The 25476-nt window shown below is 35.3% G+C and carries 18 protein-coding genes; 8 read left to right on the top strand and 10 right to left on the bottom strand.

The window, feature by feature from the left end:
• Positions 1–31 precede the first annotated feature (31 nt).
• From asnB to AC0J6S_RS00405, 6 genes are all read left to right on the top strand, one after another.
• A complete protein-coding gene (gene asnB, locus AC0J6S_RS00430; RefSeq protein WP_474954936.1) occupies positions 32–1648 on the top strand; it encodes an asparagine synthase B in 1617 nt (538 codons plus the stop codon).
• 183 nt (positions 1649–1831) lie between these two features.
• Complete coding sequence (gene gyrB / locus AC0J6S_RS00425; RefSeq protein ID WP_474954935.1) at positions 1832–3775, top strand: DNA topoisomerase (ATP-hydrolyzing) subunit B; 1944 nt, start codon at positions 1832–1834, stop codon at positions 3773–3775.
• A 61-nt stretch (positions 3776–3836) separates the two neighbouring features.
• Entirely contained in the window at positions 3837–4772 is a 936-nt protein-coding gene (gene mdh, locus AC0J6S_RS00420) for a malate dehydrogenase (protein ID WP_073353918.1), read from the top strand.
• A gap of 227 nt (positions 4773–4999) precedes the next feature.
• Positions 5000–7972 (top strand): protein translocase subunit SecDF, encoded by a 2973-nt coding sequence (gene secDF / locus AC0J6S_RS00415; RefSeq protein ID WP_474954934.1) that lies wholly within the window; start codon positions 5000–5002, stop codon positions 7970–7972.
• A 139-nt stretch (positions 7973–8111) separates the two neighbouring features.
• The gene (locus AC0J6S_RS00410; RefSeq protein ID WP_474954933.1) at positions 8112–8285 is read left to right on the top strand and encodes a hypothetical protein; all 174 of its coding nucleotides are present in this window, start codon (positions 8112–8114) and stop codon (positions 8283–8285) included.
• A gap of 236 nt (positions 8286–8521) precedes the next feature.
• Positions 8522–8725, top strand: a complete 204-nt coding sequence (locus AC0J6S_RS00405) for an acyloxyacyl hydrolase (protein WP_474954932.1) — start codon at positions 8522–8524, stop codon at positions 8723–8725.
• Between the two features lie 57 nt (positions 8726–8782).
• On the opposite strand, the gene lgt is transcribed toward AC0J6S_RS00405, so the two are convergent.
• From lgt to AC0J6S_RS00380, 5 genes are all read right to left on the bottom strand, one after another.
• Positions 8783–9709 (bottom strand): prolipoprotein diacylglyceryl transferase, encoded by a 927-nt coding sequence (gene lgt / locus AC0J6S_RS00400; RefSeq protein WP_474954931.1) that lies wholly within the window; start codon positions 9707–9709, stop codon positions 8783–8785.
• A gap of 65 nt (positions 9710–9774) precedes the next feature.
• The gene (gene yidD, locus AC0J6S_RS00395; RefSeq protein WP_474954930.1) at positions 9775–10023 is read right to left on the bottom strand and encodes a membrane protein insertion efficiency factor YidD; all 249 of its coding nucleotides are present in this window, start codon (positions 10021–10023) and stop codon (positions 9775–9777) included.
• 59 nt (positions 10024–10082) lie between these two features.
• Positions 10083–11561, bottom strand: a complete 1479-nt coding sequence (gene cysS, locus AC0J6S_RS00390) for a cysteine--tRNA ligase (protein ID WP_474954929.1) — start codon at positions 11559–11561, stop codon at positions 10083–10085.
• Between the two features lie 142 nt (positions 11562–11703).
• Positions 11704–12375 carry a GTP cyclohydrolase I FolE gene (gene folE, locus AC0J6S_RS00385; protein ID WP_474954928.1) on the bottom strand — a complete coding sequence of 224 codons (672 nt, stop codon included), beginning with the start codon at positions 12373–12375 and terminating at the stop codon, positions 11704–11706.
• A gap of 225 nt (positions 12376–12600) precedes the next feature.
• Entirely contained in the window at positions 12601–13806 is a 1206-nt protein-coding gene (locus tag AC0J6S_RS00380) for a pyridoxal phosphate-dependent aminotransferase (RefSeq protein WP_474954927.1), read from the bottom strand.
• Between the two features lie 126 nt (positions 13807–13932).
• Between AC0J6S_RS00380 and AC0J6S_RS00375 the strand changes: the two genes are divergently transcribed.
• The gene (locus tag AC0J6S_RS00375; RefSeq protein WP_474954926.1) at positions 13933–15258 is read left to right on the top strand and encodes a retropepsin-like aspartic protease; all 1326 of its coding nucleotides are present in this window, start codon (positions 13933–13935) and stop codon (positions 15256–15258) included.
• A gap of 60 nt (positions 15259–15318) precedes the next feature.
• On the opposite strand, the gene AC0J6S_RS00370 is transcribed toward AC0J6S_RS00375, so the two are convergent.
• A complete protein-coding gene (locus AC0J6S_RS00370; RefSeq protein WP_113665353.1) occupies positions 15319–15705 on the bottom strand; it encodes a DUF1573 domain-containing protein in 387 nt (128 codons plus the stop codon).
• 218 nt (positions 15706–15923) lie between these two features.
• Here AC0J6S_RS00370 and AC0J6S_RS00365 point away from each other — a divergent pair, with 218 nt between their 5' ends.
• Positions 15924–18557, top strand: coding sequence for a valine--tRNA ligase (locus tag AC0J6S_RS00365; RefSeq protein WP_474954925.1), 2634 nt, complete (start codon positions 15924–15926; stop codon positions 18555–18557).
• A gap of 146 nt (positions 18558–18703) precedes the next feature.
• Here AC0J6S_RS00365 and AC0J6S_RS00360 read toward each other — a convergent pair whose 3' ends face one another.
• From AC0J6S_RS00360 to AC0J6S_RS00345, 4 genes are all read right to left on the bottom strand, one after another.
• On the bottom strand, positions 18704–20956 hold the full coding sequence (locus AC0J6S_RS00360; protein ID WP_474954924.1) for a TonB-dependent siderophore receptor: 2253 nt from the start codon (positions 20954–20956) through the stop codon (positions 18704–18706).
• A 547-nt stretch (positions 20957–21503) separates the two neighbouring features.
• Positions 21504–22490: an FAD:protein FMN transferase gene (locus tag AC0J6S_RS00355; protein ID WP_474954923.1), complete on the bottom strand. Its 987-nt coding sequence runs from the start codon at positions 22488–22490 to the stop codon at positions 21504–21506.
• 186 nt (positions 22491–22676) lie between these two features.
• Positions 22677–24875, bottom strand: coding sequence for a PepSY domain-containing protein (locus tag AC0J6S_RS00350; protein ID WP_474954922.1), 2199 nt, complete (start codon positions 24873–24875; stop codon positions 22677–22679).
• Positions 24876–24966: 91 nt separating this feature from the next.
• Positions 24967–25449, bottom strand: coding sequence for a DUF2271 domain-containing protein (locus tag AC0J6S_RS00345; protein WP_474954921.1), 483 nt, complete (start codon positions 25447–25449; stop codon positions 24967–24969).
• Positions 25450–25476: the final 27 nt, after the last annotated feature.

The raw sequence follows: 25476 nt of genomic DNA, 5'->3' as shown, positions 1-25476 counted from the left end.
TTGAATTGGTAAAAAATAAAAATACAGACTTATGTGCGGAATATTAGCCATTATCGGAAGAGGAAAAGATGAACAGTTGTTTGGAGAGCTTTCAAAAAGAATGACGCATCGTGGTCCCGATGAGAGCGATTTGCATGTTACTGAAAAAGGGTATATTTTAAGTCATGAAAGGTTGTCGATAATTGATTTACATTCCGGAAAACAACCGATACAAGGCACGAATACTGCCTACATGGTTCATAACGGCGAAATATACAATCATCAGGAATTAAGAGATGGCGTTTTGAAAGAGCATACTTTTAGAACAAAATCAGATTCTGAAGTTATTGTGCATTTGTACGAGGAGTTTGGTTACGATTTTTGTAATCGTTTGGATGGCGACTGGGCTTTTGTGGTAGTTAATGGTGATGATTTTATTGCCGGCAGAGATCCAATGGGAGTAAAGCCATTGTATTATGGTCTTGACGAAAGAGGTAGAATCTATTTCTCCTCTGAAATGAAACCTATTGCAGATCAATGTAAAACATTTTCTACTTTTCCACCAGGACATTATTACACTCAAAAAACAGGTTTTGTAAAGTATTACAAACCGGAATATGAAGATTATTTAAAAGCCGACCAGGAATTAGATTTAGAGTTAATTAGAGAAACGTTGATCGAAGCAACTCGTAAACGATTAATGAGCGATGTGCCTATTGGAGTGTTGCTTTCTGGAGGATTAGACTCTTCACTGACTTCAGCAATTGCTTCACGATTATTAGCAGAAAGCGGTAAAAAATTACATTCATTTTCAATTGGTTTAGATGCGGATGCGCCAGATACTGCTGCAGCCAGAAAAGTTGCTGAGTATTTAGGAACAGAGCATCATGAAATTTATTTTACTGTCCTAGAGGGAGTTGAAATTTTAGAGAAACTAATTTGGCATTTAGAAACATATGACGTGACTTCGGTACGAGCAAGTACGCCCATGTATTTCTTGTCGAAAGCGATTACGGATTTGGGTGTAAAAGTGGTACTTTCAGGTGAAGGAGCTGATGAAATCTTTGGTGGATATTTGTATTTTAGAAATGCGCCTTCGGCAGAAGATTTCCAAAAGGAAACTATAGAAAGAGTACAGAAATTATTTACCGCCGATTTATTAAGAGCTGATAAGTCAACTATGGCTCACGGTTTAGAGACTAGAGTTCCGTTTTTAGATAAAGCGTTCTTAGACATTGCCGTTCGTATTAAAGCAGAAGAAAAAATGCCTAAAACGTACGATGGAAAAGAAAAATATATTTTAAGAAAAGCATTTGATACACCTGAAAACCCTTATCTTCCAGAAGAAATTTTATGGAGACAAAAAGAACAATTCTCGGATGGAGTAGGATACAGTTGGATTGATAAATTGATTGAATATTGTGCAACCCAAGTTTCGGACGAGCAATTAGCTCGAGCTGCAGCCGAATTTCCATACAATTCTCCTATAACTAAAGAAGCTTATTTTTACAGATCGATATTTAATAAATATTATCCGCAAATAAGTGCCGCGCAAACAGTTAGGAAATGGATTCCAAAATGGCAAGAAAATCTAGATCCAAGCGGAAGAGCCAATGCAGCTCACGTTCGAGCAGATATTGGAATTGCCAAAACAGGAGTTGTGGTTTGAAACAAAAATTTGAATTTTTTATAAATGAAGAACGCTCTCAATTTTAGGAGCGTTTTTTTTCGGGGTTATATGAACAAATGTTAATAACTTAAGAGCTTAAAAAGGGATTTTAACGGTTATATAATTTGCGTTTTTATATATTTGCGTGTTAGACAAAAATTACATTTTTTTAGAATAAAATATATGAGCGAAGAAATCAAGAAGGACAATTATTCAGCGGATAGTATTCAGGCATTAGAGGGGATGGAGCACGTAAGAATGCGCCCTTCGATGTATATTGGAGATGTTGGTGTTCGAGGACTACACCATTTAGTGTATGAGGTTGTAGATAACTCTATCGATGAGGCAATGGGAGGCCATTGTGATACGATTAGAGTTGATATAAATGAAGATGGTTCTATTTCTGTTGAAGATAATGGACGTGGTATTCCGGTTGGTATTCATAAAAAAGAAGGTGTCTCGGCATTGGAGGTTGTAATGACTAAGATTGGTGCCGGAGGAAAATTTGATAAAGATTCCTATAAAGTTTCTGGAGGTCTTCACGGTGTTGGTGTTTCTGTTGTAAACGCTTTATCGAACCATTTGAGAGCAACTGTTCACAGTAGTGATGGTAAAATATACGAGCAAGAATATGAAAAAGGTAAGGCGTTGTATCCTGTTAAGCAAATTGGTGAAACGACAAAAAGAGGAACAATTGTTACTTTCTATCCTGATCCAAGTATTTTTACCCAAACGATTGAGTATTCTTATGATACTTTATCCGCTCGTATGCGTGAATTGTCTTTTTTGAATAAAGGAATTACAATCACTTTTACAGATAAAAGAGAAAAAGATAAAGATGGAAATTTCGTTTCTGAAATTTTTCATTCTGATGAAGGTTTAAAAGAATACATCCGTTACTTAGATGGAAATCGTGAGCCAATTATTGCGCATGTTATTTCTATGGATCACGAAAAAGGAGAAATTCCAGTTGAGGTTGCTTTGATTTATAATACGAGTTACACGGAAAATATTTTTTCTTACGTAAACAATATCAATACACACGAAGGAGGAACACACTTGCAAGGGTTCAGAACCGGTCTTACAAGATCGTTAAAGAAATACGCAGATGCTTCGGGAATGTTAGATAAACTGAAATTTGATATTTCAGGAGATGATTTCCGTGAAGGATTGACTGCTATTATTTCGGTGAAAGTTCAGGAACCACAATTTGAAGGACAAACGAAAACAAAACTTGGAAACAGAGAAGTTGTTTCTCCGGTAAGTCAAGCGGTGAGCGAAATGATTGAAAATTATTTGGAAGAAAATCCAAATGATGCCCGTATCATTGTTCAAAAAGTAATTCTTGCAGCACAAGCGCGTCATGCAGCCAAAAAAGCGCGTGAAATGGTACAGCGCAAAACCGTGATGGGTGGCGGTGGATTGCCAGGAAAATTATCAGATTGTTCGGAACAAGATCCGGCAAAATGTGAAGTATACCTTGTCGAGGGAGATTCGGCAGGTGGAACTGCAAAACAAGGTCGTGATCGTGCGTTTCAAGCTATTTTGCCTTTACGTGGTAAGATTTTGAATGTTGAAAAAGCAATGCATCACAAGGTTTTTGAAAACGAAGAGATTCGAAACATATTTACTGCACTTGGAGTTACAATAGGAACTGCAGAAGATAGTAAAGCCTTAAATATTGAAAAATTACGCTACCATAAAGTAATTATTATGTGTGATGCCGATGTCGATGGTAGCCACATTTCTACTTTAATCTTAACGTTCTTCTTCCGTTTTATGAAAGAATTAATCGAAGAAGGTCACGTATACATTGCAGCACCACCTTTATACTTAGTTAAAAAAGGAAATAAAAAAGAATATGCCTGGAATGATGTACAACGCGATCAGGCGAATGAAAGAATGGGCGGAAGCGCAGGAATTCAGCGTTATAAAGGTCTTGGGGAAATGAATGCGGAGCAATTATGGGAGACTACAATGGATCCAAATTTCAGAACTTTACGCCAGGTAACTATTGACAGTTTAGCGGAAGCCGATAGAGTTTTCTCAATGTTGATGGGTGATGAGGTTCCGCCAAGAAGAGAATTTATTGAGAAAAATGCAGTGTACGCAAATATTGACGCATAGTAAATGGACTATTAAATAATTAACCACAAAGATTAACAAATAACCGAATAAACTTTAAAATATGAAAGTTACCATTGTAGGAGCAGGAAATGTAGGAGCGACTTGTGCGGATGTGATTTCTTATAGAGGAATTGCAAGCGAAGTGGTGTTATTGGATATTAGAGAAGGTTTTGCTGAAGGTAAAGCATTGGATATTATGCAATGTGCTACTAACACAGGTTTTAATACCAAAGTATCAGGGGTTACCAATGATTATTCTAAAACAGCAGGAAGTGATGTTGTGGTAATTACATCAGGGATTCCAAGAAAACCAGGGATGACCCGTGAAGAATTAATAGGAATTAATGCTGGAATTGTAAAAACCGTTGCTGAAAACGTATTGAAACATTCGCCAGATACTATAATAGTTGTAGTTTCTAATCCTATGGATACCATGACTTATTTAGCATTGAAATCTACGGGATTACCAAAAAACAGAATTATTGGTATGGGTGGAGCGTTAGACAGCTCACGTTTTAGAACGTATTTGTCATTGGCCTTAGATAAACCTGCAAATGATATTTCAGCGATGGTCATCGGTGGGCATGGTGATACAACTATGATTCCTTTGACAAGACTGGCTTCTTATAATGGAATACCGGTTTCTCAATTTTTATCAGAAGAAGAATTGCAAAAAGTAGCTGCGGATACAATGGTAGGAGGAGCCACACTTACAGGACTTTTAGGGACATCAGCATGGTATGCTCCGGGAGCTTCAGTTGCTTTCTTGGTAGATAGTATTTTGAACGACCAAAAGAAAATGATTGCATGTTCTGTTTTTGTTGAAGGAGAATATGGTCAAAATGATATCTGTATTGGTGTTCCATGTATTATTGGTAAAAATGGAGTGGAAGAAATTCTTGACATTAAACTGAATGATGCTGAAAAAGCCTTATTTGCTAAAAGTGCAGATGCTGTTAGACAAATGAATGACGCTTTAAAATCGATTTTGGTATAAAAATTTACATATAAGAAAGATAAGACTGCATCATTGCAGTCTTTTTCTTGAGATTAATCTATAAATAAATTGGTTAATCTTAACGTTAATTATATATTTGCTCGGTTTAAAAAAAATGAGATAACTCGGTATATTCTTTTTTTATTATAATAAATGAGTGTAAAGCGTTGTTTTATAAGGTTTAAAGCAAAAATAAATAAATAAAAAATAATTAATTTTTAGTAATAATGCAGAATAAAGGACTTATTAAATTTTTCGCAATTCTATTTGCATTGGTAAGTATTTACCAACTTTCTTTCACATTTGTCGCAAGCAAGGTAAAAAACGATGCAAAATCTTTTGCTAATGGAAATGCTGACAAAGAAGTAAAATATTTAGATTCTATTGGTAAAGAAGGAGTGTTTAATCTTGGGTTTACTGATTTTACTTACAATGAAGTTAGTGATAAGCAAATCAACAAAGGTCTTGACTTAGAAGGTGGTATCAATGTTATACTTCAAATTTCGGTTAAAGACATTTTAAAAGGGTTGTCTAATAATTCTAAAAACCCAGTTTTCAATAAATCTTTGGCTGATGCTTCTGCAGATTTACAAGGTAATAAATCATATTTAGACAAGTTTTTTGATGCTTTTGATGCAAATTCAAAAGGGACTGTAAAATTAGCGTCTCCTGATATTTTTGCAAACAGAAGTTTGCAAGGTGAAGGTGGAGTTGATTTTCAAATGACAGATGCGCAAGTAAAAAAGGTTATCTCTAGAAAAGTAGATGAATCTGTAGAAAGTGCTTTTGGCGTTTTAAGAAAACGTATCGATCAATTTGGTGTAACTCAGCCTAACATTCAAAAACTAGGAAATTCGGGACAAATTCTTGTTGAACTTCCAGGGGCAAAAGATGTGGATCGCGCTAAAAAATTATTATCAAGTACAGCTCAATTACAGTTTTGGGAAACTTACAAAATTGAAGAAATAGGTAATTTTTTAATGGCTGCTAATGAGTCATTGAAAAAAACTGAAATTAAAACGACTGAAGTTAAACCAGTTGTAAAAGACTCTTTGAGTGCATTACTTACTGATGCTAAAGATTCAACAGTTGCTAAAAAAGGAGAAAATCCTTTATTTGATAAAATTATTGGTCAAGGTGGAGGTCCAGTTTTGGGACTTTTCTCTCCAAAAGATACAGCTATAGTTAATGGATATTTGAAAAGAGCTGATGTTAGAATTTTGTTAGCAGGTGACCAACGTTATGCAAAATTTGTATGGGGTAAGCCAATGATCATTAAAGATGCTAAATCAAAAGATATTGATGCTGTAGAACTATACGCTTTAAAAGGGAATAGAGACAATGTACCTTCAATGAGTGGTGGTGTGATAACTGATGCAAGCGATACATTCGATCAAACTGGTAAACCAGCTGTTTCTATGCAAATGAACGGTCAAGGTGCAAAAGCTTGGGAAGAATTAACAGGTAGAGCATACACTCAAAAAAGTAATATTGCTATTGTCCTGGATGATATAGTTTATTCAGCACCTGGTGTATCTACAGGCCCAATTTCAGGTGGTAGATCTGAAATTTCAGGAGCTTTTGATGTGACAGAAACCAAAGATTTAGCAAATGTTTTAAGAGCGGGTAAACTTCCTGCGGCTGCAGATATTGTTCAATCGGAAGTGGTAGGTCCATCCTTAGGTCAGGAAGCAATTGATAACGGTACTAACTCCGCTTTGATAGGATTGCTTTTAGTTTCACTTTGGATGATGATTTATTATGGTAAAGCTGGTTGGTATGCAAATGTTGCACTAGCAGTTAACTTACTATTCTTGTTTGGAATTTTAGCAAGCCTTGGAGCAGTATTAACATTGCCAGGTATTGCTGGTATTGTTCTTACAATGGGTACAGCAGTAGATGCAAATATCATTATTTACGAAAGAGCAAAAGAAGAATTACGTGCTGGTAAAACTCTAGAAGAAGCTGTGAAAACTTCATATAGCTGGAGAGGTGCAATGTCATCTATTACAGATGCGAATGTAACTCACATTTTAACTGGAGCTGTATTGTTCATTTTTGGCTCAGGACCAATTAAAGGTTTTGCAACTACTTTATTGATTGGTATCGTAACTTCGTTATTTACTTCAATCTTTATTGCAAGAATCTTCATTGATTGGAATATAAGCAAAAAGAATGATTTGACTTTTGTTACAAATTTTTCTAAAAACATGTTCAACAACTTTCATTTTGATTTCTTAGGAATGAAAAAATGGACGTATTTATTCTCTAGTATCGTTGTAATTATTAGTGTTATTTCATTAGCTACAAACGGTTTGGATCAGGGAGTTGATTTTGTAGGAGGAAGAACATTCCAAGTGCGTTTTGAAAAACCAATTGAAACAGAAACAGTAAAAGCAGAATTAGCAAAAGTTTTTGATGGTAGTGCTGAAGTAAAAGTTTTTGGGAACGATAATCAGCTAAAAATAACAACAAAATACAAAGTTCAAGAACCAGGAATTAAAGCAGATGAAGAAGTGAATAAGTTGTTATTTGCTACTTTAAAACAACATTTTACTGCCGATATGACGTATGAAAAATTTGTAAATGCGTATGATGGTAAAAAATTAGGTATCCTACAAGCATCTAAAGTAGGGCCAACTGTAGCAGAGGATATTAAAACTAATGCTTATTGGGCGGTACTTGGAGCAATGGCCATAGTGTTTTTATACTTAATGATCAGTTACAGAAAATGGCAATATAGTTTAGGTGCGATTGCAGCTATTGCGCATGATGTTATTTTTGTATTAGGGATTTACTCTTTGTGTTATAAATTCATGCCTTTTGGAATGGAAATCGATCAGCATTTTATCGCTGCGATTCTTACCGTTATTGGGTATTCCATGAATGATACCGTTATTGTATTTGACAGGGTTAGAGAGTTTTTAGCTGGAAAAACTAAAGGTACTTTTGCTGAGATTGTAAATCAATCGATTAATACAACGATGTCTAGAACAATCAATACGTCATTGACGATGATCGTGGTATTATTGATCATGTTTGTTTTTGGTGGTGAATCGATTAGAGGATTTATATTTGCTATGCTTGTAGGTATCGTAGTGGGAACTTATTCTTCACTGTTTATTGCAACTCCAGTACTTGTGGATACAATCTCTAAAGAAGATAAAAGCAAGGTAGAAAAAGCACATCAAGAAAGTTAAAAAAGCTTTTTATATAAATTTTGGAAAAAGAGATTCAGCGAAAGTTGAATCTCTTTTTTTTACAATAATCAATAATTAATTTTTATTCGTTATTTAACAAAGTGTAATAAGGCGTTGCGGACTTTTTAAATCTAAATGTATGTATTGTAAAGTAATTCTTGTTGCAATTATTATATATAGCTCAATTCCATTCTATGCGCAAGACAAACACAGTAAATTTGAATTTGGTCTTGCATACGGATTTGGGAATGAATTCAAGAATAGAAATTACACCTATACAAATGAGTATTTCAAAGGGCAACTATATTATTAAGTTAAAGCAACAAGGAACTTTAGTTATGAGTTTTTACTTCAGCCGGAACTTAATTTTACCACACATCAATTGACAAATATGTATTTTATTAAGCCTGATGATCCGGATTATTTGGCCAAGCGGGAGCAATTTACAAAGCTAAAGAATAGTAGTGAATATGTGCTGAATTTTGGTTTTCTGATGAGGAAACGAGTGCTGAAATCATGTAGTGTCTACGTTTTTGGGAGTGTTGGACCATGATTACAGATACGGAAACAGAGCGCTTGTCCAAAGGTTTTGCCTTCGCAGATGTTTTAGCTTTCGGGTTTGCTTTCAAATATAATAAAGTAACTTTTGATGTAAGACCAAATATTCGTCATGTTTCAAATGCAGGATTGCAAAAAACTAATTCGGGTTACAATACTAAAAACATTGACTTTGGATTTTCATTTCCCCTATAAAAAAGCGTTAGCTACTGTGACGTAACTAACGCTTTTTGTTTAAGTGCTGATTTTGTTTTAATTCGTTAGTTCTTTATCGGCTGTGAATATGAAATACAATCCTATCAGAATAAATGGAATACTAAGCCATTGTCCTGTTGAAAACAGACCTAAAGCGCTTTCAAATCCTCCTTGACTTTCCTTAACGGATTCTACGATAAAACGAACCGTAAACAAAAGAACAAGGAAGCTGCCAAAAATAAATCCGGTATATTTTCTCCTTTCTGTTTTCCAATACATGAAAAATAAGATTGCAAAAACAAAAACATAACAAAATGCTTCGTACAATTGCGTAGGATGTCTTACAGGAACTTGCTCCAGTAAAGTCGCAAATTTAGGATCTGTTGCAATGGCTGTATACGCATCTTTAGGATTCGCAATTTGAGTAGCATTTACTGCGTCCATCGGACTAAAATGATCTTTAATAAATTTTATTCCAAAAGGAGAAGTTGTTTCATGACCAATAATCTCCGAATTGAAAAAATTACCCAATCTGACGAAAATCGCTCCGCTTGCTACAGGAATAACAACTCGGTCTAGGATCCACAATTGTGGTCTTTTCAAGATGTTTTTACTGTAAAAATACATAGCAATTATTATAGAAATAGCAGCTCCATGACTGGCTAGACCTTGATATCCTGTGAATTCAAAACTTGGACTGAATCGAAACGGTAAAATGATTTCTAATAAATGATTGCGGTAATATTCCCAATCGTAAAAGAAAACGTGACCCAAACGCGCACCAATCAAGGTTGCCAACACGGTCCAGATAAACAAAGAATCAAGTTTTTCTATCGATTCTCCTTCTCTTTCGAAAATATTTTTCATGATGTACCAGCCTAATCCAAAAGCAATTACAAACATTAAACTGTAATATCGAATGATAAAAAAGCCTAGATCAATTCCTTCTGATGGATTCCAAACGATGTTTAAAGCGTGTGTCATATAGTGTTAAATTTGTTTATTAGTCGTAAAAATAGAGTTTTAAAGTACATTTATACTAAAAAAGGTTAATGTTTGTGATTGCATGATTTTTTTGGAACCGGATCATAGCCCGTTTTCCCCCAAGGATGACAACTCAAAATACGTTTTATCCCCAAAAAGCCTCCGAAAAACAAACCGTGAATCCGTAAGGCTTGAATCATATAGAAAGAGCAAGTTGGTTCAAATCGGCAAGCGGAAGGTGTAAATGGTGAAATTGCGACCTGATAAAATCGAACTAATAGTACAAAAGGAAATATGAGGATTTTAGAAATCATTTAGTACTAGTTTCTGTTTGAAATTTTAGGCTAATTATTAAAATGAGATTACTCAACACTTAAATGCTAAATGTCGTTCCTTCTTTGCCGTCTTTCAATTGAATTCCCAATGCAATCAGTTGATCTCTGATTTGATCAGACAAGGCAAAATTCTTATTGTCGCGAGCTTGTTTTCTCATTTCAATAAGCATATTCACTGTGCCTTCCAATTTGTCGTTATTGCTGTCCGACACTTTTTCGTCTTCCAATCCTAAAACATCAAAAACAAAAGCATGCATCGCTTTTGCAAAATTGTTTAAGTCATCGGCATTCAAAGTTTCTTTTCCATCCTTTAATAAATTGACAAAGCGAACGCCTTCAAATAACTGCGCAATTAAAATTGGCGTGTTAAAATCGTCATTCATTGCATCATAACAGGATTGTTTCCAAACAGCAATGTCAATCGAGCTTTTTGTGCCAGCAGTGATTTCTTTTAAGGAGTTCATCGCTTCCATTAATCGTTTGTACCCTTTTTCGGCGGCAACAATGGCATCGTCAGAAAAATCAAGAACGCTTCTGTAATGCGCCTGTAACATAAAAAATCGCGCAACCGATGCAGAGAAAGCTTTGCTCAAAATCGTATTTTCTCCGGTCAATATTTCTCTTGGTAAAATATTATTTCCAGTTGATTTCGCCATTTTTTTACCGTTCAAAGTCAGCATATTGGCATGCATCCAGTAATTCACAGGAGTTTGTCCGGTACATGCTTCGTTTTGTGCAATTTCACATTCATGATGCGGAAATTTCAAGTCCATTCCGCCACCGTGAATATCAAAATGATTGCCAAAGTATTTAGTGCTCATCGCGGTACATTCTAGGTGCCATCCCGGAAATCCATCGCTCCATGGCGAAGGCCAACGCATAATGTGTTGTGCTTCGGCTTTTTTCCAAAGTGCAAAATCCTGTGGATTTCTCTTATCACTTTGGCCATCAAGATCACGGGTATTGGTAAGCATATCCTCAATATTACGACCGCTTAATCGGCCGTAATGATTGGTTTCATTAAATTTGACCACATCAAAATAAACGGATCCATTGGCTTCATATCCAATTCCTTTTTCAATGATAGTTTTTATAATTTCAATTTGTTCAATAATATGACCCGTTGCCGTTGGCTCAATACTTGGCGGCAAAAAGTTAAATTCATTCAGAATGTCATGAAAATCTACGGTGTACCGTTGTACAACTTCCATCGGTTCCAATTGCTCCAGACGTGCTTTTTTGGCAATTTTGTCCTCGCCTTCATCTACATCATCCACTATATGACCTACATCTGTAATGTTCCTAACATATCGCACTTTGTAATCCAAATGCAAAAAATACCTAAAAATCACGTCAAAAGACATAAAAGTACGCACGTTTCCAAGGTGCACATTGCTGTAAACCGTCGGTCCGCAAACGTACATTCCCACATTTCCTTCATGAATGGGTGCGAATATTTCCTTTTCTCCCGAAAGAGAATTGTATATTTTTAGATTTTGGCTACTGTATAATGGCATTGTAAATTATTGTTTTCCCCACCCCAGCCCTCCCCAAAGGGAAGGGAGTTGAGACGTGAATGTGTTATTAATAATTGTTATAATCTTGTTCTGATCTTATCAGACCAGGCTCCCTCTCCTTTGGAGAGGGTCGGGGAGAGGACTAGAACTTAGTTTCTAATTTAATGTAATCCAAAAACTCTCTGCGAGTTACTGCATCTTTAAATTTTCCACCAAATTCGGAGGTTACCGTGCTACTTTCAATATCACTGATTCCTCTTGAATTTACACAAAGGTGTTTGGCATCAATCACGCAAGCTACATCTTCGGTGCCCAAAGCGATTTGTAATTCCTGAACAATTTGCATCGTTAAACGCTCTTGAACCTGAGGTCTTTTGGCATAATATTCCACAATGCGATTCATTTTGGATAAACCAATTACTCTTCCGTTAGAAATATAAGCAACATGTGCCCTTCCTATAATGGGTAACAAGTGATGTTCGCAGGTAGAATATACGATGATGTTTTTTTCAACTAACATTTCACCGTATTTGTAATTATTGTCAAATGTTGAAGCTTTTGGTTTTTTTGCAGGATTTAAACCTCCAAAAATTTCCTTCACAAACATTTTTGCAACACGATTGGGCGTGCCTTTCAAACTATCATCAGTCAAGTCCATTCCAAGTGTAATTAGAATGCTCTCAACGTCTTTTTTTATTTTTTCAATTTTTTCATCATCAGTAAGGTCAAAAGCATCGTCTCTTACAGGATTATTTGCGGATAAACTAACATGATTGTCTCCTATTTCGTCTTGAAATTCTTCGTTTTTTATCATTAAAAGCAACTGTTATAGTGGGTATAAATATTTAAGCGGTAAAGATAAATAATAAAAATTAAAGAATTTCTATCGCTCCTACTATTTAAGACTACTTTATCGGTTCGATAAGGCTTTATCATTTCCTTTTTTGGAAGTAAAAAGAAAGGCAATAACGAGTTCGCTATTGCCTTTCTGTGTAGAAAACAATTTACTGGAGTGGTAAATCTAAAATTTCTTGTTTAATTATACTTTTTTAAGTGATGCGTTATAAACCGGAATCGCTGCTTTTAGGATTCTCACGGCACTTATTAAGTCGGCTTTCTTCAAAACATAAGCGATTCGAACTTGATTTAATCCCATTGCTGGAGTAGAGTAAAAGCCTGCTGCAGGTGCTACCATTACAGTTTCGCCATCTAAGTCATAGCTTTCTAAAAGCCATTGTGCAAACGCATCAGCGTTGTCCACCGGCAGTTGAGCGATACAATAAAAAGCGCCTTTTGGTTTGCTTACAATAACGCCATCTATTTTATTTAACTCTTCAATTAGAGTGTCTCTGCGTTCTCTGTACTCCGAAATTACTTCGTCAAAATAACTTTGTGGAGTATCCAGAGCGGCTTCGCTTGCAATTTGTTCAATGGTTGGCGGGCTTAATCTTGCTTGCGCAAATTTCATAGCGGTGGCCATTACTTCTTTATTTTTAGAAACAATGCATCCTATTCTTGCGCCACACATGCTGTATCTTTTTGAAACAGAATCAATCATAATGGCATGTTCTTCGAGTCCGGGAACATTCATCACAGAGTAATGTACATCTCCATCGTAAGTGAATTCGCGATATACTTCATCAGAAATTAAGAACAAGTCATGTTTTTTGACCAATGCAGCCAGTTTCATGATTTCTTCTTTTGAATACAAATATCCAGTAGGATTTCCTGGATTACAAATAAGTATCGCTTTTGTTTTTGGAGTAATCAGTTTTTCAAAATCTTCTACTGCTGGAAGTGCAAAACCAGTTTCAATTGTTGAAATTACAGGAACTACAGTAACACCTGAAGCCGTTGAAAATCCATTGTAATTTGCATAAAAAGGTTCCGGAATAATAATTTCATCACCCTGATCCATCGTGCTTCCCATGGCAAACATAAGTGCTTCAGATCCGCCAGTCGTAATTATAATATCCTCGATATTTACTGAAATGTTTTGATTGATATAATAAGCCGATAATTTTTTTCTGTAGCTTTCATTTCCGGCAGAATGACTGTATTCTAATATAGTTAAATCAATATTTTTAACAGCATTCATGGCAATTTCCGGAGTTTTTATATCCGGTTGCCCAATGTTTAAATGGTATACTTTATTTCCTTTTTTCTTAGCAATTTCTGAATAGGGAACCAATTTTCGTATTGGCGATTCTGGCATTTGTCTGCCTTTGTTTGATATTGTTGGCATAGTCTTAAATTATTGAATTGCAAATTTGCAATTTTTTTTCCGAATTTATTCTAATCAAAAGGAGTATATATTGTTAAATCTGCATTTTGATGTGATTTATTTATTAATTTTATGAAAAGAAAAACGATGAAAAAAATGCTCTTTTTAATTCTTATGTGCTCTTTTAGTTATTCTGTATTTTCTCAACAAGGATTCCAGTTTGAAAAAGAAGCAAATAAAATAAGTGTTTCTTTTAAATTAATCAATAATTTGGTTTTTGTACCTATTAAAGTGAATGGGATAGAATTGAATTTTTTACTGGATACGGGTGTTGTTGAAACTATATTATTCAGTTTAGAAGATAAAAAAGAAGTCCGATATTTCAATACTGAAAGGATACTTCTAAAAGGCTTAGGAAGTCAAGCGGCAGTTGAAGGATTAAAATCAACTAATAATGTATTGGAGTTTGGTAGCATGAAATATAAAAATCATATGTTTTATATTGTTTTGGATCCAGATTTTAATTTATCATCTCATATTGGTATTCCTGTAAACGGTATTATTGGATACCAATTTTTTAGAAATAATTTGGTTGAAATTAATTATAAGAAAAAAAGAATAATTGTTTACAAAGACAATGAAAAGAACAGGAAAAAAACTGAAAAAAAATATATTTCTATTCCAATTACTATAGAAAAATTCAAGCCCTATTTGAAAAGTAAAGTAGTTATGGAAGGCCGCGAAATTCCTGTAAAGTTGCTGATTGATATAGGAAATAGTGATGCGATATGGCTTTTTCAAAATCGTTCAGAGGTAATTAATGTTCCATCAAAAAGTTTCAATGATTTTTTAGGCCGAGGTTTTAGTGGCGATATAGAAGGTAAGAGGGCTAGGATTCAAAAATTTATCATTTCAGAATTTGAATTTAATAATCCTATAGTAGCCTTTCCAGATTCGAGTTCAATTAAAAATGTAAACATGGTTGCAGATAGAATGGGGTCAGTTGGAGGTGAAATTCTGAGAAGATTTGATATTGTCTTTGATTACCAAAAACAAAAAATGTATTTTAAAAAAAATAGTGAATACAATTCTGCTTTTGGGTATAATAAAAGCGGGGTTGAAATACAACATAAAGGATTGCAATGGATTCAAGAAACAGTGCGTCTTGAAACGGTCCCATTAGCCACAAACGTATTTGATTCCAATGATAATAAGAAAAAAGATTTTAAATACAAATTCGTATTAAAACCAATATATGAAATAGCCAATGTTCGGAAAAATTCACCGGCAGAAATAGCAGGATTACATAAAGGAGATGTGCTAATATTGATAAATAGGAGTCCTGCATACAAATATTCTTTGCAAGAGATCAATACTCTTTTTAAATCAGAGCAGGAGCAATGGATTACTTTGGAAGTCGAACGTGATAGTGAAATTTTAAAATTCAGCTTTCAATTGTTTGATGTTTTATAATCAAAAAACGCTTTTGGATAATTTTCCAAAAGCGTTTTTAATTTATTATTGATTAAGAAATTAATTCGAAATTACTTCTCCTTTTATTTTTATAGCGACTCTTCCCGCTTCATAATTAACGGCATTCGATTCAACAGTTATTGTTTTTCTGATTGGACCTGGAGCCATATTGTATTTTACAGTTATTTTTCCTTTTTTTCCAGGCATGATTGGTTCGTCTGGTTTTGTAGGAACCGTACATCCGCAAGTAGACAGTACATTCGTAATAATTAATGGCGCGTTTCCAGTATTTGTAAAGATAAAATCACGAGATCCATTTTCATTCTTGGTAACCTTTCCGTAATCAATCGTGTTGTCTTGGGCGGCAAACTCGATTTTAGGACCATTTTGGGCAAAACTGATACTGCTGATGAGAGCGAATGCGAATAAAGCTATTGTTTTTTTCATTTTGAAATTTTTAAATTCAGTAAAGTAAATGTACTTTGTTTTAATTAACGGACAAATTTTTATTTCCCTTTTTATAGTCTACTTAATTATTTACTTTTGTTCCACATTTTAATTACAAATATCAGACCAAAGTATAAAAGGTTATTTGTTGATTTGGTTAACTAATAAACGGAACCGACAAATAAGTGAACTTAACGAGTAAACGAATCCACGATAAAATGACAATTCCTGCACAATTTGACGCTAAAACTATTGAAAATAAGTGGTATGACTACTGGATGAAAAAAAATTATTTTCATTCGGAGCCGGATCACAGAACACCATATACCATTGTAATTCCGCCACCAAATGTGACTGGAGTTTTGCATATGGGACATATGCTGAACAATACGATTCAAGATGTATTGATTAGAAGAGCGCGTCTTAAAGGTTTCAACGCATGTTGGGTTCCAGGAACGGATCACGCCTCGATTGCAACCGAAGCTAAAGTGGTAGCCAAATTAAAAGCAGAAGGAATCAATAAAAATGATTTAACTCGCGAAGAATTTTTGGCGCATGCTTGGGAATGGACCGATAAATATGGAGGTGTAATTTTGGACCAGTTAAAAAAACTAGGAGCTTCCTGTGACTGGGAACGAACTAAGTTTACGATGGATCCTGATATGTCAGCATCAGTAATTCGTTCTTTCGTAGATTTATATAACAAAGGACTGATTTATCGCGGATACCGAATGGTAAACTGGGATCCCGAAGCAAAAACTACTTTATCAGACGAAGAAGTAATTTATGAAGAACAACAAGGAAAATTATATTTCCTAAATTATAAAATCGAAGGAAGTGAAGATTTCCTGACCATTGCAACCACACGTCCGGAAACTATTTTTGGAGATACTGCGATTTGTATTAATCCTAATGACGAACGTTTTGCACATTTGAAAGGGAAAAAAGCGATTGTCCCTATTTGCGGAAGAGTAATTCCAATTATCGAAGATGAATATGTTGATATCGAATTTGGGACTGGTTGTTTGAAAGTGACGCCGGCACACGATATGAATGACAAAACCTTGGGCGAAAAACATAATTTGGAAATTATTGATATTTTCAACGAAGATGCTACGCTGAATAGTTTTGGATTACACTATCAAGGACAAGATCGTTTCGTAGTTCGTGAGGCTGTCGCCAAAGAATTAGAAACTATTGGCGCTTTAGCAAAAACAGAAATTCACCTTAACAAAGTTGGAACTTCCGAAAGAACCAAAGCGGTAATCGAGCCACGTTTGTCAGACCAGTGGTTCCTAAAAATGGAAGATTTGGTAAAACCGGCAATTAAATCAGTATTGGAAGATGGTGAAATCAAATTGCATCCAGCACGGTTTAATAATACGTACGCGCATTGGTTAAATAACATTCGGGATTGGAATATTTCCCGTCAATTGTGGTGGGGACAACAAATTCCTGCGTATTTCTATGGCGATGGAAAAGAAGATTTCGTTGTTGCCGAGAATATTGAAGACGCCTTAAAGTTAGCGAGAGAGAAAACTTTAAACCTTAAACTTGAAACAAAAGATTTGAAGCAAGATGTTGATGCTTTAGACACTTGGTTTTCTTCGTGGCTGTGGCCAATGTCGGTTTTTGGAGGGATTATGGATCCTGAAAGTGAAGATTTTAAATACTATTATCCAACAAATGATTTAGTAACCGGCCCGGATATTTTGTTTTTCTGGGTAGCGAGAATGATTATAGCAGGTTATGAATACACAGGCAAAAAACCATTTACAAATGTATATTTGACTGGTTTGGTTCGTGATAAACAAAGACGCAAAATGTCTAAATCATTAGGAAATTCACCTGATCCTTTAGACTTGATTGAAAAATTTGGTGCCGATGGAGTACGTGTGGGATTGCTGTTGAGCGCTTCTGCAGGAAACGACATCATGTTTGATGAAGAATTGTGCAACCAAGGAAAAGCGTTTACCAATAAAATTTGGAATGCGTTTAAACTAATAAAAGGCTGGGAAGTTACGGATGCTATTCCGCAACCGGAATCCTCTAAAGTGGCGATTGAATGGTACACAGCCAAATTGCAACAAACACTTTTGGAAATCGAAGACAATTTCGAAAAATACAGAATTTCCGATGCTTTAATGGGAATTTACAAATTGGTTTGGGACGATTTCTGTTCTTGGTTCCTTGAAATGATAAAACCGGCTTACCAACAGCCAATTGACAGCGTAACTTTAGCGAAAGCCATAGAAATGTTGGAAAACAACATGAAATTATTGCATCCGTTTATGCCGTTCTTGACCGAGGAAATTTGGCAAATTCTTGCCGAAAGAACTACAGAAGAAGCTTTAATCGTCTCGACTTGGCCGGAAATGAAACCGTTCAACGAAGCTTTAATTGCTGATTTTGACAATACAGTCGAAGTGATTTCCGGAATTAGAACGATTCGCAAAGACAAAAATATTCCATTCAAAGATACCATAGAATTGAAAGTGGTTAACAATGACAAAGCTTCTACTTATTTTGATTCGGTTGTCACCAAATTAGGAAACATTACTTCGTTAGAATATGTATCGGATAAAGTAGACGGAGCATTGTCTTTCCGTGTGAAATCGAATGAATATTTCATTCCAATCACCGGAAATATTGATGTAGAAGCGGAGATTGCTAAACTTACGGCTGAGTTGGTTTATACGCAAGGTTTCTTGAAATCCGTTCAAAATAAATTAGCAAATGAGAAATTTGTGGCTGGTGCGCCAGAGAAAGTTCTGGCAAACGAAAAACAAAAACAAGCGGATGCTTTGGCAAAAATTGAAACTATTGAACACAGTTTGGCGGGTTTGAAATAACCGTTCAATCTTTTAGAAATATAAAATCCCATATACTGTAAAAAGGAGATGGGATTTTTTAATTAAAAAATCCAAAGTTTTCTGCTCTACAAAAAAAGGAATGAAGCAGAAAAACTTTGGATAAAAATACAACCTAAGTGAGATTTTTAGAATTTATATTTCAAGCTTGTCAATACTTGACGTGGAGCGATTGGGTTTACACTGTAGTTTTCGTGTACCGTGTAATTTAACTCATTTGTCACATTAGATAATTTGCATAATATGGAGAATTTTTTCCATTCATAACCTGCCGAAACATCTATTGTGGTATATCCATCTAAAGGAATTTCTCTATCCCAAATACCGTTAGGTCTTGTAGAATCATATTGATTATTCCAACCTCCCACACGTTTACCAATATAGTTTCCTATGGCTCCAAGAGACATCCCTTTCAAAATCCCTGTTTGTAAAGTGTAGAAAAAGCTCAGATTAGCAGTATTAGCAGGTGTTCTAGCTAATCGGGCTCCTACTATCGGGCTCCCGTTTAATCCTGAAGTTTTCTCATAACGCATGTCGTTGTAGCTGTAGCCGGCATTGATTACTAATCCAGCTACAGGTCTAGCTGTAATATCTATTTCGATTCCTTTACTTTTTGTTTCACCGCTTAACTCTCTTAAATTAGGGTCTATCGGATTGATATTCAAGGTACCGTCAGCTTTGTTAATAGCCGTTTGGACTAAGTTACTGTTTGTAATTTGATATACAGTTACATTAGTACTTAAGGCACCTTTCCACAAATCTTTTTTGATTCCAGATTCGTATTGGTCTATAATTGAAGATTCTAATGGTTTTAAATCTACCGTTGTTCCTGTATTTGGGGTAAACGAGTTTGAGTAACTAGCGAACAAAGACATGTCTTTTGTAGGTTGATACACTAATCCAATTTTTGGCGAAAAAGCATTGTCTAAACGTTTGGCGCCTTCGGCAATGGTTATCGGATTTTTGGTCAAGTTATGCGTAATCGCTTGTGATTCTTGCCAAGACCAACGGAGTCCTGCTAAAAGTTTGATTTTTTCAGTAAATGAAATCAAATCTTGTGCGTAGATTCCGAATCGCTGTGTGTTCGTATAAACCGTTTGGGTTGCTCTTGAGTTTGGTATTGCCAGTGGTGGAACACTTGGATCGTAGGTAAATAAATTTATAGTATCGTACGTAGTGATTACTTTATTATTTGCATCATAAAAAGCGAAGGTGTTGGCTGTTGCCAAAGAATTTTCATAATCTACTCCAGTGAAAATTTGGTGTTTAATATTACCAGTCGCAAAATTTCCTTGTAAACTCAATTGGTCACCAAAAATTTGTTCTGAGTTTTTATTCTGAACCAATCCTCTATTCCAGTCACCAGGAGTGGCATAAGTATCTAGATTTGATAACTGTGCAGTTGATTTAGAGCTTCTATCGTAGTTTTGAAACGAGGTATTAAAACTTAATTTCCAGTTTTCATTAAAGCTATGGTTTAATAATACCGAAGCACTAGCCGATTTTGTGTTTCCAGTAGACCATAACGCACCGTAAAAACTGTTGCGGGGCAAATCTAAAATAGTTTTACCAAGAATTCCTGTTCCAAAATCCGGTGTCCAATCGGCGCTTAAATAATCACCCTGAATTGTAATTTGCGTTTTATCACTTACATTAAAAAGGAATGAAGGATTTACATAAAGACGCTCATTTTTGACAACATCTCTAAAACTTTCTGAATTTTCATAAGAACCAGTAAATCGGTAAGCGATATGTTTATTCAAAGGACCATAAAAATCAATCGATGGTTTGAAGTAGGCATAACTTCCGGCTTGCATGGTGATTTCTCCACCACTTTTGAATGATGGGGTTTTGGTTACTAAATTTAAGATTCCTCCAGGAGCAACGTTTCCATACAACAAGGCAGAACCACCTTTTAGAAATTCCACTTTTTCTAAACCTGAAACTTCCGGTATAGAACCCGCATTATAACGGAAACCATTTTTTAGCATATTATTGGCGGACATATCGTATCCTCTAGAGAAAAACGATTCCTGAGCGCCACCTCTTGCCGAACCAACATAAACACCATTGGCATTTTTGATTACTTCACTAAGACGAATCGCTTGTTGTTGCCCAATAATTTCAGCCCCAATAACTTGTATACTTTGTGGTGTATCCATAGGTTTTAAGCCTGACCTTAATGCAGAAACTAGCTTTTTTTCTTTGTTGGATGTTATAATAACTTCTTTTAGAACTCCTCCTTTTTTGTTTTTTATGGTATCCGTTATGGATTCGAAAGGGTCTTCAAAATTTGTATCGCCAGTTGCACGAACTGATTCTTGCGCAAAAGAAGTCAAACTAAATAAAAATGTTAATGTTGGAAGGAAAATATATTTCATGAATGTTTATTTGGAATAATTAAAAATAACAATGCAAATATAAAACCCAAGTTTGATTTGACAAAACTTATTTAGATTAAATATTAATAATATTTTTATTTAATTATAAGTACTTGTTTTTTAATAAATTGCGATTTTAAAAAAGCCTTTATTTTTTGAAGAGAAATAGTTTTCAATACTTTTTTCGAGGATAAAGCATCATTTTAGCTTTTATAATTTCTGTTCCAAGTCTTAATAATTGCTAATTGTGTGTTCTGTTAATAGCAAAAAAAGTTAGATGTGATCTTTTACAATAAACTTATAAAGTGATAAAAACGTAGAGCTCTTATGGAGTTTAGGTTATTTACAGATGAAATCTAAAGGAGATATGGGTATATATAAACGGAGGTAGCGAACAAAAATCGATTTGAAAGTAAGTTTTTTATGAACTTAAATCTCGGCAGAGAGTCGGAAATGCATTTTATAAAAAATCATTTTTAGTTACAAATTGATTCGGTAGCTATGTTTTGTATAACACTATCTAATTTCTATGTAAAAACCTTGCCTTTTATTTCTTTTTTCGAAAGTTTTTTGATTTCACAACTTTTCCATCATCCGTAATCATGATGCAGCTATAATCAGCGTATTTGTTGAGTAAAAGAAGCCCAGCTGTTTTTCCTAAAACCATTAACGAAGTACTCAAACCGTTCGCCGTTTCAGCATTCGGTCCAAAAACCGTCACGCTACACAAACCCGTTGCAGGATAACCTGTTGCCGGATTGATGATATGCGAATACCGCTTGCCATTAAACACAACAAATTTTTCATAGCTGCCCGAAGTGGTTACAGCATCTTGTTTTAATGGTATGACTGCAACGAGTTTTTCAGGATGAAAAGGATTCGTAATTCCAATATTCCAAGGTTTTCCATTAGGTTGTTTTCCCCAAGTACTCATATCTCCTGATCCGTTTATAATTCCGGCTTTGACGCCTTTTGCAAGCATCATATCTCTACATTTATCGGTGGCATATCCTTCTCCTAAAGCGCCAAAACCAATTTTCATCCCTTTTTGTTTTAGGAAAATGGTAGATTGGATACTATCCAAGATTATGTTTTTGTAGCCCACTTTTTCAACTGATTTCTGAATGGCTTCCGCCGATGGCATTGCTGTCATGGAACCATCAAATTTCCAAATTTTATCCGTTGCCGCAAAGCTGATATCAAAACCACCATCCGTCACTTCAGAAAACCGAATTGCTCTTTGTGTCAACTCAAAAACTTCTCTATCCACTTTCACTGGCCGAATACCTGCATTTTGGTTCACTTCTGATACCTGCGAGTCCGGTTTCCAATCGGAAATTAAATTTTCTATTCGGGTAATTTCAGCAATAACAGTATCAATATTTTTTTCTGCAGATAATGAATCTTTGGCAACAATGGTAATATCAAAACGTCCGCCCATAAGTAAGGTGGTTCTTTTTCGTAGTGTTTGTGCACTACTTGTGAAGTTGCAGACAATAAAAAAAAGGAAGATGACTTGGTATTTGGTTGACATAGCGTTTGATTTTAAATCCTGCAAGGTTTCCAAAACCTTGTAGGTGTCGTTTTCTATCTAAATACCTGCAAGGTCTTTTTCAGACCCTGCAGGAATCGATTAAGCATAAATTTTTCAATCTAGTTTCGGCTCCCTTTCCTTCGGATAGTCCCGTCCCGACACTTCGGGGTCGGGAGGGAAGAGGACCTAATAACAATCCGTCAGCACTTGTCCATTAGTTTTGTAATCAGCAATTCCTTTCCCAGTTTTGTCAAGGCAAAGTGTATCAAAAACAGCTTCTACATCCTTTTGCATCGCAAGCGAACCGCAAATCATTACAACGCCTCCTTGTGTTAGCAAATCTATGAAAACATGAGCGTCACGTTTAATCAAATCCATAACATAATTATGGTTGGCTTCACGGGATAAAGCCAAATGAAAACTTTGTAGTTGCTGTTTCTGAATCATTTCAGAAGCAAATTTTTCATATCTTAAAACAGTTTCAGTTGCGTTTCGAAAACCGCAATACAGATGAATTTCGGTTTTTTTCTTGTTTTGTTCTATCATTCCAAGGAAAGGAGCAATTCCTGTTCCATTTGAAATCAGTGCTACTTTAGATGCTTTTTTCGGGAAATGAAAAGTCGGGTTCTTAATGATTCGTGCTTTAAAAACCGAACCCGGTTTTACAGTATATAGATAGCCGGAACCCAACCCTGAGGGATGTAATTTTACTACTAATTGTATGTTGCCGTTATGATTGCCTATAGAGTAGAGGCGCTCTTGATTGTCGTTTGCTGGATAAATAGCTAGTAGGTCACCCGAAGTAAATTTAGTGCTTCTGTTAGTGCGTAAGGTCATTAAAAAGGTATGTTCCGTATCAGAAATAAGTGTTTTATTAAGCACTGTCATCTTTTGTAAACCTTTCGGAACTTCATTGTAAAGTGATGGAGTCGCCGAAAGTGGAATTCCTGTTTTGGCACTCCATAATTTCACCCAACCTACAAATTCTTCTGCGGATTTGTCGTTTACGGTTTGTAATTCTATTATGCGTTCCGCCCAATTTTGCTTTGCCAATATAGCATCAATCTCAATGGCATAACCGCAAAAATCAGGATACGCTTGAGAACCAAATCCTACTACCGAAACATTTACTTTTTGCTTTTGTTCCTTTTTGTTGATAAGCGAAATAAATTTGCTCGCATTAGATGGCGCATCCCCTAATCCGTGGGTTGAAGTAAATACGATAAGATGTTTTGCTTTCGGATAAACTGAATAATTATTCAGTTCAGTAAGGAAAACTTTTTCTCCGTGGGCAAGCAATTGCTTCTGAATCGCATTGGCAAAAAGGAGCGTGCTTCCATTTTCGGAACCTACCAACAATATGAATGTGCTTTCTTGAGCTTTGTATTTGTTTTTAATGCGACTCGCTCTTCGTTTTAACGTCATGGCAAAACCCGAGTAGATAAAAAACAGAATATTTAAACTCGCTATTCCTAAAATTATCGCCCATAAAATACTTGCTCTCCCGGTATGTAAATCAAGACTCATATTCGATGCTAAAGTTTGCAGCGGAAAAGAAGTTTCACTTACAATTGCTCCGGTAATTTGGTTGACTTCGATTTCTCTGTCCTTTAATGTAATGATATAATATTCTTCGGGATCATCTGAAAATGGGAATTCAATTTTTTGAACATCATCCAGAAGCGTATTTTTAAAAACAGAAGTTGTAGTCTCTTTTTTTGAAAGAGGTGTGGTTGCAACCATTTCAGTTTTTTCCTCAGAATCTGTTTTTTCAAGGAAAAAATTAAACTTTTCCAGGGTTAAATACGTTCCCGAAAGTGCAATAATCAGAATTGGAATCAGCGATAATCGTCCTAAAATAATATGGTAATATTGGGTAAAATTTTCTTTTACAATTTTAGAAAATAAACTGCGAAGACTTCTTTTGCGGTTGATTATCAAAGCAAAACCCGAAATGGAAATCAAAACTAATAAAAAGGAAATAAAGCCCACAATAAAACGCCCGGTTTCTTTAAGGAATAAAGAACGATGGAGCGCTGTGGTCCATTGGATAAACTCACTTTTTTTTATTGGTGTTCCTAGTATTTTTCCAGTTCTTGCGTCAATATAGTCATTGACATCATTGTCTTCCTGGTCGATACCTTGCATGGTAACAAATTGATTGTGGTCAACACTCAATTCAGTTATTTCAGGATAGGCTTTTTTTAGTACAGGTAAGGTTTCACCAAGGGTTATTTTATCAAAATTTTCTACTTTGTATGGCGGTGTTTTCTCTTGTATGGCATCGACTGCCAGGATGACTCCAGTTACGGATGCCAAAACTAAAAATGCAGCAGAAAATACAGCCAAAGTCAAGTGTGCGTAACGCCAAAAAGAAAGAGTCATTTGTAATAAATTTTGACATATAAGTCATATAAGTTTTACGTTTTGTAAAAGCTTATATGACTTATATGGTTTAATGTAATAGCTGTTTATTTTAGATTTTATTCAATCTTACATAGCGAATATAGTTTTTACCTTCTGTTTTTGCCGCTATTCCTTCGGTTGTGAGTGGAATCTCTAAATCAGTGGTGTGGTATTTATGATCTTCTACTGCAGTTTCAAAGCGCAATTTAAATCCTTTGTTGATTTTAGCATCTTCAATTTCTATTGTTGTGATGCTGCGATCGCCACCAGTTATGGAAGCACCCGTTTTGGCACTGATATTTTCTGGTTTTTTAGAATAGAATTTATGCCACTCTTTAAGGGTTTTGTACCATTTTTTGTCGTCACCCATTACGTATAATGTTTTTACGTATTCGCCTTTAGCGTTTACAAGTGAAACTACAATATAAGCGCCTTCGCCCATGTAGTTTGACATTTGGAGCATGCATTTGTATTTACTGCTTTGTGCTGTCGCTTGAAAGGACAAAAGGAATAGAAACGCTATTGATAAACTGATTTTCAGGATTGATTTCATAAGAAGATATTATTTGTTTTTTAAGGA

The organism is Flavobacterium sp. TS_SC_5 (assembly GCF_056156265.1).
This window is presented reverse-complemented; position numbering and strand designations above follow the sequence as displayed.